We start from the raw sequence: 12,685 nt of genomic DNA on the forward strand, positions 1-12,685 counted from the left end.
AAAGCTTTCCCAACACACCCATGCGAGCATGCCAGAATATCCGGTATTAGACCCCGTTTCCAAGGCTTATCCCAAAAAGGAGGGCAGGTTACTCACGTATTACTCACCCGTTCGCCACTAATCCACCCACAACAAGTTACAGGCTTCATCGTTCGACTTGCATGTGTTAAGCACGCCGCCAGCGTTCGTCCTGAGCCAGGATCAAACTCTCCACAAAAAACAGAGAGCCAAAACAACTAGCTCAAATAAAACAAAATAAAAACAAGAACAACACACCACCAACAAACAAACCAAACACATACCCGTAAACACGAATACATCCAGTCATTATCATTAGAGTGCTAACTGTCCTCGCACACACCCACACAACCAACACCACACCCACCAACCAAAAACAAAAAAGCCCTCAGCCAGCACTAGCGCGACATGCTAGTCATGTGAACAAAAAATATCACGTAAAAAATAAATAGTCAGACACACTATTAAGCATCCAAACACCACGCCCACACCCCACGCACAACCACCCGAAAAAAACCACGGCAATCACACGCAAGAGAAACAATCACACTCAAAAAGAGCAACCCCGTTAGCTTAGCACCACCCAGCCAGGAAACCAAACCCAGCCCCAGTGAACCACGCCACTCTCAAGGGATCCTGTCACCGCTTACCGGTTTCCCGGGCCTCGGCGACGGATAACAAGCTTACAAGCCCANCNCNCNANACNCAAACCANACCAACGAGACACCCACCACACCCCACTAACCCGACACCACCCAGCCACTCTTACGCGCCGCTTCACACCGGGCGAGCACGCAGGAAGCCACGGCGTCGTCGATAATAGAGAAGTGAGTGAACATAAAGAACCTGCCGTGACAAGCACGCACATACAAAACGACGCGAAGCTATGCTCCCACGATGCCAGGTTCCCACACAGTAGTACTGGACTTCCTCGCGGCGGACAGTTCGGGCTCCTTGTCACCCTGGTGATTACCGTGCTGTCCTACCAGCTCAACACCACGATGGTCACCCCAGCGCTCCCGGATATCGGGCGAAGTTTTGCGGTGAGCGAGGGAACGCTTGCTCTGGTTTCAAGCCTCTTCTTCCTCGCCGGGGCGGTCGCCGGGATTCTTCTTACCCGCTGGAGCGATTTCCTTGGCCGCGCCCGCATGCTACTCGCGGTTCTTGCGATCTTGCTGGTGGGAACACTGGTATGTGCACTCGCCCCGAACTTCCCTATTTTCGTGACCGGACGTGTCCTTCAAGGTGTTTCCGGTGCGGTCTTCCAACTCGCATATATGATCCTGAGCGAATCGGTCTCTCCCGCGATTCTAGGCACCATGCTCGGTATTATTAGCGCCGCTAACGGCGGCGTGGGCGGCCTAGACGGATGGTTTGGCGGGATCCTCACCGACCACTTCGGTTTCCAGGCTATTTTCTTCGTTATTGCGGGTCTCACCTCAGTGGCAATTTTCCTGACAGTTCGACTACTCACGACGCAGGAGCGGCCTGCCGCCAGCGGAAAAATGGATTGGTGGGGCGGCGGACTCCTCTCCCTCAGCCTTATTTTCCTCACCTACTACGTCAATGTTGGCGGCACCCGCGGGTGGTTCACCACGGCTACCCTCCCACTTTTCGGTGTGGCCGCGCTATTTTTCAGCGCTTTTTGCATGGTTGAGCGTCGGGTTCCCTCGCCGCTTTTCGCCCTGCGCCAGCTGGCATCACGCCACTGTTGGCCGCTTATTGCTACAACACTTCTATCTCTCGCATCAGTTTTCGCGGTCATTAATTTCACGGTCGCGCTTTTCGCCCAGAATCCCGACGCGGGCTACGGGCTAGAGGCTGGCCGCGCTGCACTCCTCTATCTCACACCGCCCGCGCTTATCGGACTGGCCGCTGCCCCACTTTCCGGGTGGCTGGCGGGAAAAATCGGCTGGCTCACCGTTCTGCGCACCGGACTCCTTATTTCGCTATGCACAATTGGCGGGATCTGGTTCTTCCTCGATCACCAATGGGTTGTTTTCACCCTCATTGCGATTCTTGGAATCACCTATAACGGCATGATCCTCACAACTGTCAACGGGCTCGGCGTCATCCTGGCCCCACCCGAAGCACCCGGCTCGCTCCCCGGTCTCAACGGCGCAGCTTTTGGCGTGGGCGCAAGCCTAGGTATTGGCCTGGTGGCGCCCCTCGTCGGAACGTGGGATGGCTACCGCGGGGCACTGGCTCTTTCCGCCGGCATCGCCGGGATCGCTCTACTGTGCGCGTGCGTCTTGAAGATGCGCACAGATTAATAACGACGACGCAGCTACCTGGCAGCTGTACACCCCGCGCGCCGCGGGCCCACTACAAAAGCGGCCGGCATCTGAACAATCAGGTGCCGGCCGCCAATTTCGTGCACTCATGCTCGGCTGCGGGTAATACGCCAGACAGCGAGCACCTCAGCTTTTAGAGGAGGGAGGCGTAGAGCGCGCGGATTTCTTCCTTGGTGGCCTTGCGGGGGTTGCCCGGGGTGCACACGTCGTTGAAGGCATCCTCGGCCAGGGCGTCGAGGCCGGATTCGTCCACGCCCACCGCGGAGATCGTGGTGGGATTACCCAGGTCCTCAACCAGCTGCTTGACCGCGTCCACCGCGTAGGTACGCGCTTCTTCTAGCGCGACGTCGTACGAATCCTTCATGCCGAAGGCATGCGCAATATCGCGGTACTTTTCACCGGTGTACTCGGCGTTGAACTTCATGACAGCCGGCAGCAGGATACCGTTGGCCACGCCGTGCGGCGCGTCGTAACGCCCACCGAGCGGGTGCGCCATGCCGTGCACCAGGCCCAGGCCCACATTGGAGTAGCCCATGCCCGCGATGTAGGAGGCGTAACCCATCTGCTCAACGGCGTCGGTATCGCCATCGGCAGCCTTGCGCAGGTTCTTCGCGATCATCTGGATAGCCTTGAGGTGGACCGCATCCGAAAGCTCCCAGGCGCCCGGGGTGATGTAGCCCTCGATGGCGTGGGTCAGAGCGTCGAGCCCGGTCGCTACCTTGAGGGAACGGGGCATGCCGTCCATGAGGTCCGGATCCACGATGGCGAGGACGGGAATATCGTGTTCGTCCACGCACACAAACTTGCGGTGCTTCTCCGTATCGGTAATCACGTAGTTAATGGTGGTTTCCGAAGCGGTACCGGCGGTGGTGGGAATGCCAATAATCGGCACGGAGGGGTTCTTGGTATCCGCCACGCCCTCGAGGGAGAGAACGTCAGCGAATTCGGGGTTCGCACCGATAATGCCGATGGCCTTCGCGGTGTCCTGCGGGGAACCGCCACCCAGGCCGATGAGCACATCTGCACCGGAATCCTTGAGCGCCTGCACGCCGGCCTTCACGTTTTCGACGGGCGGGTTCGGAACGACGTCGTCGAAAATCTCGTAAGCAAAATCGGCCTCATCCAAACGTTTCGTGACTAGGTCCACGGTCCCGGCCTGGCGCACACCCTTGTCGGTGATGATGAGGACTTTCTTGAAGCCGCGCCGATGCAGCTCGGGGACCAGCTGGTCGAGCGCACCGCGCCCGAAGTACGAGGTTTGGTTGAGGATCATGCGATTAACCATGACAACTCCTTATGTCGAATATTCGTAGCAACTGCGCCACTTTCCTGACATGGAACATTGTTCCATTTTTTTGACCCCCGCCTTATGACGTAAGGCCCGACAAGGAGAGAGCGCCCGGAGGCGCGGCGACATTTTCCCGCCAGATTGGTTACGGCGCGGGGTAACTGAGAAGCTACGGTAATGTGCGTAGGAAGCACGACGACGCCGCGTCCCCGCGGCGCGCGGGCGCGCCGCGGCGCCGTCGTACCTACCTTGCGAAACCTATTCCACATCGAGCGGAACCCGGCGGTGCGGAGCCGGGAAGGCGCCATCTAGGCGCGCCAGCTGCTCGACGCTCAACTCGATCCGCGCGGCCTCCAGGTTTTCCCGCATATGGGCGAGCTTCCCGGTGCGCGGAATCGCGATGGTCGGGCTCTGCGCTAGCACCCAGGCCAGTAGCACCTGGAAGGGACTCACGCCCAGGTCGCGGGCTACCTCGGTGACCACCGGATTGGTGACCAGGCCGTTGCGCAAAGTCCCGGCTTGGGCGAGCGGGCAGTAGGCGATGAGCGCCACGCCGAGCCGCTCCATGAGGCCGCGCAATTCCACTTCAATTCCGCGCGAGCCGAGGTGGTAGAGCACCTCATTAGCCTGGCAATTCGCGCCGCCGGGCAGCGCGGCCAGCTCCTCCATATCTTCGACGTCGAAATTGGAGACGCCCCAGCTGCGGATTTTCCCGTTCTCGCGCAGGCGCTCCAGCTCCGCCACGGTTTCGGCCAGCGGGGTGCCACCGCGCCAGTGATAGAGGTACATATCCACGTACTCGGTTCCCAGCCGCGCCAGGCTGGCATCCAGCGCGCCTTCCATGCGCCGCCGGGATGCGTTGGAGGGGAGCACTTTGGTGATGAGGTAGAGCGATTCGCGCGGGAAAGGTGTGATTGCTTCGCCCACGAGCTCTTCGGAGCGCCCGCTGCCGTACATTTCCGCGGTGTCGATGAGCCGGGCGCCGCCCTCGATTCCGCAGCGCAAGGCCGCAATTTCTTCCTGCCGGCACGCTCGGTCATCACCGAGGAACCAGGTGCCCAGCCCGAGGGCTGACACGGTATCGCCATTGGCCAAGGTGATGTTTCGCATGGGGTTTCCTTTTCGTTTCCTGCTTGCTTCCCCGAGCCCGCCGCCGCAAGTCCAGACCGCGGGCGCTTTCCATTCCAGGGTGCCACGGATGCCGTGCCCGCGCCAGGCCTTTCAGTGCGCCGAGATCGCCTGGACTGCAACTGGACTGCAAAAAGTGCGTCAGGAATATTGAAACCGCGAAAAGCTGTCAGCCCCATCGCAATCACTCGCTCGCGTGGACAAGCGTGGACGATGTGAGCGGTGATACCCATAAAAAGCGACGCATCAACAGCGGAGCCCCCAGGATGCGCCCTCCCGGCAGGAGGCCCCCACAAAAAGCAACCCCACGACAGTGCGCCCCACAAAAAGCAACATCTCGACGGGCAGCTCTTCAGAATGTAACCCCACGACAGTGGGTCCCACAAAAAGCAACCCCACGACATCAAAACAATTTCTTAATGTAGCTGCGGTTGCATTTTGATTTCGGGCATACGCGGCGGCCTCCTCACGGGATCCTCATAGGCCTCACGAACTTCAATAGTCACACCGGCCCCTAGGGAGGGGGATCTGTTTTCATAACTGTACTGCGCTTGTCGTACATGCGAAGTACATCCCGGAAAAACACACCCTCCCCGCCAGCGCGCCGGGCGGCGAGGCAAGTGGCGGGAGGCACGGTGCCTGGGTCGGCATCGCTAAGCCCGTGCTTGGGGTGTCGTTTCATCTTACGAACACGCCTGGCGATGTTAGTGACCGACCACCTGTCTTGGCGATGATCAACATGAAGCCACGACCATCACATTCACATATGTTACAGTCCCTGACTTTTCACAACTGCTTGACCCCGACCAACCACGTACACTTTGTACATGCCTCGATTGAAGGGATAACTATGGTTCGCGTATCTCCGGATCCGGATTGGACACCAGTGCCTTTCCGCCAGTCATGGAGCGGGCATCTCATCGCGGGCACGCTGACCGCAATAGGTATTGTGATTACGCTGGCGCTGAGCCGGTTGTTCCTCCCTCATCAGGTGAACTTTTTCGCGCTGCTGCTCATTGTTGTGCTCAGCACCGTGGCTGTTGAATTCCTTTCAACGCACATCGACCGCTGGCATCAACGTCGCTGGCACCACCCGAGCCCGGGAGGATGGATTGCCCCGCTGAGCCGGATTGCATTCTTCGCAGGGGTCTATTTTCTTGTCACGCTGGTGCTGACGCTGGACTCTCGCCAAGCACTCATCTGTGGTGGCGTGGCTACCGCGGTCGCGATCATTGAGGTGATCGGGATACGGCAATGGAAAACAGGCGTGACCATAGCGGAGGAAAAAGAAGCCACGCTGGCAGCCAAGAAAGCGCTTGAGGACATAGCTATAGAACTGCGCATAGAGCGGCAGGAGAAAGCTCGGCTCAGGGCGGCGGAGCGCCGCAAGCAGCTTGGCTTACCAGAGGACACCAGTCCGATTATCACGGTAAAGCCGGGTGGCTTCGAATTCCGGCCGCACCGCGTTAACTTTATTCCGCCGCGCGCCGAGCCCGACGCCGCGGAGCAGCCTGATAATCACTCCGCTGAGAGCCCTCGTGAAGGGCGGGATTAGCGGCGCGGTGCGCGGGGCTTTCTGCAGCTGTGTGCGCGGAGCCTTCTGCGGCCGTATGCGCGGGGCTTGCCGTTGAGCTGTGGGAGGCACGGTGCGCTGAGCTCCTCCCGGATGTAGCGGTCGCAGCGAAGGTATGCGCAGCCCGGCGGCCGCGGATTTCCTGCCAAATATTGCGGCTGCGTGCCGTGCTCTCGGTACCCGGCTGGGCAGCGCGGCTCCCCCGGCGCCGCGGCCGCTCGGCAGCTGCCGGTGTTTCGGTTACCTTTACCGCAGGTTCGGGTTTCGCCTCAAGCTCCTCGGTTACTTCAACCGCGGCGGTCTTTTCGGTTGCCTCCGCTTCAGCCGCTTCGCTCGCCTCCGCTTCCGGCGCCACATCCAGAAGCGGCACCCCGACAGCGGGCCCGAGCGCGGTAGCGCGCTGGAGGCGAATTTCATCCACAGAAAGCAAAATCCCGGTGGCCCGCTCCAGGATGGTCACCTGCCAGACCTGCACTCCGGCTCCGGCCAGAGCGCGCACGGCATCATAGGTATCCGGCTCGATGGCGAAAGCAAAAATGCTCAGGCGCGGGGCCGGTTCCGGGATGGGCGGATTGACCGCGGTGAACTCCTGCCAGGCGGAGGAAAAATCGTGGGGCCCGCCCGGGAAAAGCCGGGTAATTTCGCGGCGGTCCAGAGTGGCGTGCTGCGCGGAACGGGCGAGGGCCGCGAGGAGCGCTGCGCCGTCGAGAACATCAATAATATCCACGCTAATAATGTTCCCGGTGGCATCCAAGGCAACCAATGAAGCGGTGCCGCGCTCCCCTTCCGGGCGCGTCCACGCTACCTGGAAGGCCGGGAAATCCAGGAAATCAGAAATCTGGGCGCGCAGTGCTTCCGCAACCGCGGTACGGGTTTCTTCCGGCAGATCGGCAGGAGGCGCCGCGCGATGAAATTGCCCGCCACGTAATGAGAAAACGCCCACGAGATACCATCTCCGATACTGTTTGCCGCACGAACCTGCCAACTCAAGCCTATCCTAGGCGAGATACCTGAGAATTGACTGCACCGCGCTTTATTGCACGACGACGCCCGCGTGGAAGAAGCCCACGTACACCTTGCGAACTAAACCAAGAGCAGCAAACTTGCCATGTGTCACAACTACGGTAAGAGCCGAAGAGAAAAGCTACTCCGTTTACCCCCGTAGACACGTTATGTTTACAGGGGTAAACTACCTGCTATGAAACGGGCCCACCTCTTGAACGAGCTCAAGAAAATCGCGAAACAGAGCGGCCACACGCTTATAACCACCGAAGGAACTCGACACACACGCGTTACCATCGGCGATGTAAGCGACATCGTGGGGCGGCACCGCGACATTCCAGAGGAAACCGCAAAGGGCACAATCCGTAAATTCAGGAAAGGACTAGGACTATGAGCAAAACGCATGTGAGAGCCTTTCGCGACCACGGGTGGTGGGGGCTCGAACTTACCGTAAACGGTGAAATTTACCATTCTCAAGCCCGCAGGCTCAATGAAATTAGCGAGATTGTCGCGGATGCGCTCAATCTTCTTAATGTTGAAAACCACGGGTTCGATTTAGTCATAGATGTTGGCTCCACCGCCGAAACTATTGCTCAGGCTAAAAAACTATCCCGGCAAGCTCACGAACTTCAGTCACGGGCATCGCAAGCTACGCGAGAAGCCGCTACCAGCTTGCGATCTTCAGGGATGACCGTCCGTGAAGTTGCAGAGATTATGGAGCTTTCACCCGGACGCATTTCCAAGATTCTGCAAACAGCCTAAGTTCCGCATTAACTGCACCTTCTTCTACCCGCACGCCAAGCGGCCGGGCGGGAACCAGCTCCGTGCAGAGCTCCGTTCCCGCCCGGCCACCGTGCAGCGCGAGCCGCGTTTAGCTAGCGTTTGCGCAGCTAGCTTACGGTTCCGCTGCTACGCCGTCGCCCCGGCTCCGGACTCATGCCCTTTGGCCATGACGGCCGCGCGCCCGGCTTCCAGGCGTGCCACCGGTACCCGGAACGGCGAGCAGGACACGTAATCCAAACCGACGGAATCGAAGAAGTGCACCGAAGCGGGATCCCCGCCGTGCTCACCGCAGATACCCACGGTGAGATTCGGATTACCCTTCCGCCCGCGCTCGGTACCCATGCGCACCAGCTCGCCCACACCTTCGCGGTCGATGGTCTCGAAAGGCGAGGTGTCGAAGATTCCTTCCGCCATATAGGTCGGGATGAATTCGTGTTCGACGTCGTCCCGCGAGAAGCCCCACGTGGTCTGGGTCAAATCATTGGTGCCGAAGGAGAAGAATTCGGAATCCTCGGCGATCTTCTCCGCGATAATGGCCGCGCGCGGCAGCTCGATCATATTGCCGATCGCGATATCGAGGTCGTAGCCAGATTCGCGTTCCGCCTCGGCAATGATCTTGCGGGCCCGGTCCGCCACCAGGCGGAATTCCTTCTCCGAGCCAATCAGCGGGATCATGATTTCCGGATGCGGATCCAACCCGCGCTTGCGGCAGGCCACCGCCGCCTCGGCCACCGCCCGCACCTGCAGATCCACGAAGCCGGGGATCTGGATGGACAGACGCACCCCGCGCAGGCCCAGCATGGGGTTGTCTTCGTGGCGTTCAGTTGCCGCCCGCAGTAGCGTGCGGGTGTGTTCGGGAACCTGCTGGCCGCGCGCCTCCATCGTGGCGACCTCAACCGCCAGCTTGGTCATATCCGGGAGGAATTCGTGCAGCGGCGGGTCAATGAGGCGCACCACCACCGGCAGTCCGTCCATCGCCTCGAAAATACCCTCGAAGTCCCCGCGTTGCAGCGGCATAAGCGCCCCGAGCGCGGCGGCCTGCAATTCCGGGGTAGCCGCGAGGATAACGTGCTCGATAAGCTCGCGCCGCTCACCCAGGAACATATGCTCGGTGCGGCATAGGCCCACGCCCTGCGCCCCGAATTCGCGAGCGCGCGCGGCGTCTTCCGGATTATCCGCATTGGCCCGCACGTGCATGCGCGCAGACTTATCCGCCTGGGTGAGGATGCGATCCACGGAACGCACCAATTCGCAGGTGTCCTTATCATCACCGGCGGCCTCCAGCGCGGCCTCCAGGCCCTGGGATACGTAGATCATGACCGGGGAATCTTCCACCGGGACAGCCCCGAAGAACACTTCCCCGGTGGTGCCGTCAATGGAAATAACATCCCCGGCGCGCAGTGTTTGCCCGGTGGACTTGATGAAGACCGTGCCGGCCTTTTCTTCCACGAGGAGATCCTCCGCGCCCACCACGCAGGTACGGCCCATCCCGCGGGCCACCACCGCAGCATGTGAGGTTTTCCCGCCGCGCGCGGTGAGCACGCCGGCGGCCACCACCATGCCGGGCAGGTCATCCGGGTTGGTTTCGCGGCGCACCAGGATCACCTTGGCACCTTCGGCGGCGCGCGCCTGGGCCTGCTCGTTACTAAAGACCACTTCACCCACGGCCGCGCCCGGGGAGGCCGCCATGGCCTTCGTGATGAGGGTGCGCTGGGCATCGCGCTGGAATTGCGGGAAGAGTAGCGAGGTGAGCTGTTCACCGGTCGTACGGGTGATCGCTTCTTCCGCGCTAATAAGGCCCTCATCTACCAGCTGGGTAGCCACTCGGAAGGCCGCGGCGGCGGTGCGCTTACCCACGCGGGTTTGTAGCATCCACAGTTTGCCTTCCTGGATGGTGAACTCAATATCGCACAGGTCCCGGTAGTGGTTTTCCAGGCGCTTCATGATGTCCATGAGCTCGGTGTAGGAAGCCGGATCCAGCTGCTCGAGGTCCTTGAGGGAAAGGGTGTTGCGGATGCCGGCCACCACGTCCTCCCCCTGGGCATTGACAAGGTAATCACCGTATACCCCGGAGTGTCCGGTGGAAGGATCGCGGGTGAACGCCACCCCGGTGCCGGATTTCTCCCCCATATTGCCGAACACCATCGTGCAAATATTGACGGCGGTGCCCAGGTCATCCGGGATATGTTCGCGCCGGCGGTAGATCCGAGCACGCTCGGTGTTCCAAGAACGGAATACCGCGGTGATCGCGAGGTTCATTTGCCGGCGCGGGTTCTGCGGGAAGGGATACCCGCTGGCGCGCCGCACGATTCCCTTGAATTGTTCGACCAGCTCTTGCAGGTCCGCCGTCGTCATATCAAGATCGCCACTGTAGCCTTTCGCCTTTTGCAGGGCGTGCAGGGCGTCGGAGAAAAGATCTCCATCAATATCGAGTACGGTGCGGGCGAACATTTGGATGAGGCGCCGGTAAGAATCCCAGGCGAAACGTTCGTTGCCGGATTGCGCCGCGAGGCCCTTGACGGACTGGTCATTGAGGCCAATATTGAGCACGGTTTCCATCATCCCCGGCATGGAGAACTTCGCGCCTGAACGCACCGAGAGCAGCAGCGGATCCTCCGGATCGCCAAGTTTCTTGCCCATCTGCTCTTCCACGGCTTCCAGGTGGCGCGTCACCTCCGCTTCGAGTTCCTCGGGTTCCTGCCCGTTACTCAGGTAGTAGCGGCAGGCTTCGGTGGTGATGGTGAAACCGGGTGGGACAGGCAAATCCATGTGGACCATCTCCGCCAGGTTGGCTCCCTTGCCGCCGAGAAGGTCCTTCATGTCCTTGTTGCCCTCGGTAAATGCGTATACGAACTTGGTCATATCGTCCTCCGTGAGGGTTCACACGCGCATAAGTGCGCGGAGCGGCCCCTTCGCCGCTCACGTGTCCAGGGTAACACTTCGGGGCGGCGTGATCGAGAGGAATTTTTAGTGAATGCCGCGCACGTTTCCGGCGGCGTCCACGTCAATGGCCAGCGCGGATGGTTCTTTGGGCAGGCCCGGCATGAGCATGACGCTCCCCGCCATGACCACAACGAAACGGCCCCCCGCGGAGAGATGTACATCGCGTACCGGCACGTCAAAATCGCTGGGAGCGCCCAGGCGTTTCGGGTCGGTGGTGAAGGAGGCCGGAGTTTTCGCGATGCAGACGGGATAGCTGCCGTAGCCGCGTTCTTCCAGCTCACGTAGCTGCTCACGCGCTTCTTGCGCGAAGGTGACGCTCGCTCCCCCGTAGACGCGCCGCACCACCGCCGTGATTTTCTCGCTGAGGCTCGCGCTATCCGAGTACGTGAAACGGGTGCGGGACGGCGTTTCGAGCGCGGCCAGAACCGCTTCGGCCAGGGGCGCCGCGCCTTCCCCGCCGCGCGCGAAATGCTCAGAGACGGCCACCGGCACACCCAATTCTTCGAATTGCGTACGCACTTTTTCGATATCTGCTTCGGTATCCGTATCAAAACGATTAAGGGCGACGACGACGGACTGCCCCCACACCGCCTGCAAATTATGAATATGCCGGGCGGCATTGGCGATACCCCCGTGGTAGCGCAGGGCGCGCAAGGTGACCACAAAAACGGCCGCGTCGGGGCGCAGCCCGGAGGTACGGCACATAATGTCAATAAATTTTTCGGCCCCCAGATCAGCCCCGAAGCCGGCTTCCGTTACCGCGATCTCCCCCATCGCGAGCGCGGCGCGGGTGGCCATCACAGAATTGCAACCGTGCGCAATATTGGCGAAGGGCCCGCCATGCACGAGCGCGGGGGTGCCTTCCCGGGTGGCAACAAGGTTCGGGCAGAACGCTTCGGTCAGAAGGGCAAGCATGGCACCGGTGGCACCCAGATCCGCCGCGGTGACGGGTACGCCAGCCCGGGTGCGGGCCACTTCCATGGCGTTGAGGCGCTCGCGCAGATCCGCAAAAGAGGATGCCAAGCAGAAAGCTGCCATAACTTCACTGGCGGGAACAATATCGAAGCCGGTGGCGCGGGTGGCGTGCGCACCGGGATTGGAACGGGTGCCCGCGCCCGGGCCGGCGCTATCGAGGCGCCCGCTGGGGCTGAGGAGGATAGCCCGCAGGGCCCGGTCATTCATATCGATAACGCGGCGCACGCTGACCGTAGCCGGGTCAATATCGTGGGTGTCGAAATAGACCGCGTTATCCGCCATAGCGGCTAGGAGGTTATGGGCGGCAGCAATCGCAGCGAAATCCCCGTTGAAGTGCAGGTTAATGGAGGCGGCCGGAGTGAGGGTGGCTCGGCCCCCGCCGATCGCCCCGCCTTTGAGCCCGAAAACCGGGCCGAGCGAAGGTTCACGCAGCGCCAGAACCGCGCGTTTACCCAGGTAGCGCAGGCCATCCGCCAGGCCAATGGAGGTGGTGGTTTTCCCCTCCCCGGCAGGGGTGGGTGACATGGCAGTCACGAGCACGAGGCGGCCGGGCTGCGCACCGACCTTTTCAACCCAGCGGTAATCGATCTTCGCCCGGTCCCGACCGAAGGGGATAACGGCATCGGCGGGCACCCCGGCCGCCAGCGCCGTATCAACAAGGGGAAGATCAATAGACATACG

General features: G+C 60.9%; 8 protein-coding genes and 1 rRNA gene. 3 read left to right on the forward strand and 6 right to left on the reverse strand.

What is annotated here, in order from left to right; genetic code table 11:
- Positions 1-217 (reverse strand): 16S ribosomal RNA (locus AC5RK6_RS00215); the annotation flags it as partial.
- 628 nt (positions 218-845) lie between these two features.
- Here AC5RK6_RS00215 and AC5RK6_RS00220 point away from each other — a divergent pair.
- On the forward strand, positions 846-2,291 hold the full coding sequence (locus AC5RK6_RS00220; protein ID WP_274736135.1) for an MFS transporter: 1,446 nt from the start codon (positions 846-848) through the stop codon (positions 2,289-2,291).
- 154 nt (positions 2,292-2,445) lie between these two features.
- On the opposite strand, the gene fucO is transcribed toward AC5RK6_RS00220, so the two are convergent.
- A complete protein-coding gene (fucO, locus tag AC5RK6_RS00225) occupies positions 2,446-3,597 on the reverse strand; it encodes a lactaldehyde reductase (protein ID WP_126135936.1) in 1,152 nt (383 codons plus the stop codon).
- 261 nt (positions 3,598-3,858) lie between these two features.
- The gene (locus AC5RK6_RS00230) at positions 3,859-4,710 is read right to left on the reverse strand and encodes an aldo/keto reductase (RefSeq protein ID WP_274733928.1); all 852 of its coding nucleotides are present in this window, start codon (positions 4,708-4,710) and stop codon (positions 3,859-3,861) included.
- Between the two features lie 868 nt (positions 4,711-5,578).
- Here AC5RK6_RS00230 and AC5RK6_RS00235 point away from each other — a divergent pair.
- Positions 5,579-6,283, forward strand: a complete 705-nt coding sequence (locus AC5RK6_RS00235; RefSeq protein ID WP_274733930.1) for a hypothetical protein — start codon at positions 5,579-5,581, stop codon at positions 6,281-6,283.
- Here AC5RK6_RS00235 and AC5RK6_RS00240 read toward each other — a convergent pair.
- Positions 6,201-7,244, reverse strand: coding sequence for a hypothetical protein (locus AC5RK6_RS00240; RefSeq protein WP_274733932.1), 1,044 nt, complete (start codon positions 7,242-7,244; stop codon positions 6,201-6,203). The genes AC5RK6_RS00235 and AC5RK6_RS00240 overlap by 83 nt on opposite strands.
- A gap of 449 nt (positions 7,245-7,693) precedes the next feature.
- On the opposite strand from AC5RK6_RS00240, the gene AC5RK6_RS00245 reads away from it, so the two are divergent.
- The gene (locus AC5RK6_RS00245) at positions 7,694-8,065 is read left to right on the forward strand and encodes a hypothetical protein (RefSeq protein ID WP_274733934.1); all 372 of its coding nucleotides are present in this window, start codon (positions 7,694-7,696) and stop codon (positions 8,063-8,065) included.
- Positions 8,066-8,212: 147 nt separating this feature from the next.
- Here the strand turns inward: AC5RK6_RS00245 and ppdK are convergent, their stop codons facing one another.
- Positions 8,213-10,948, reverse strand: a complete 2,736-nt coding sequence (gene ppdK, locus AC5RK6_RS00250) for a pyruvate, phosphate dikinase (protein ID WP_274733936.1) — start codon at positions 10,946-10,948, stop codon at positions 8,213-8,215.
- A gap of 105 nt (positions 10,949-11,053) precedes the next feature.
- Positions 11,054-12,682: a formate--tetrahydrofolate ligase gene (locus AC5RK6_RS00255; protein WP_274733937.1), complete on the reverse strand. Its 1,629-nt coding sequence runs from the start codon at positions 12,680-12,682 to the stop codon at positions 11,054-11,056.
- Between the last annotated feature and the right edge of the window lie 3 nt (positions 12,683-12,685).

The sequence above is a fragment of the Actinotignum sp. usb-actsch-213 genome, from assembly GCF_059085665.1.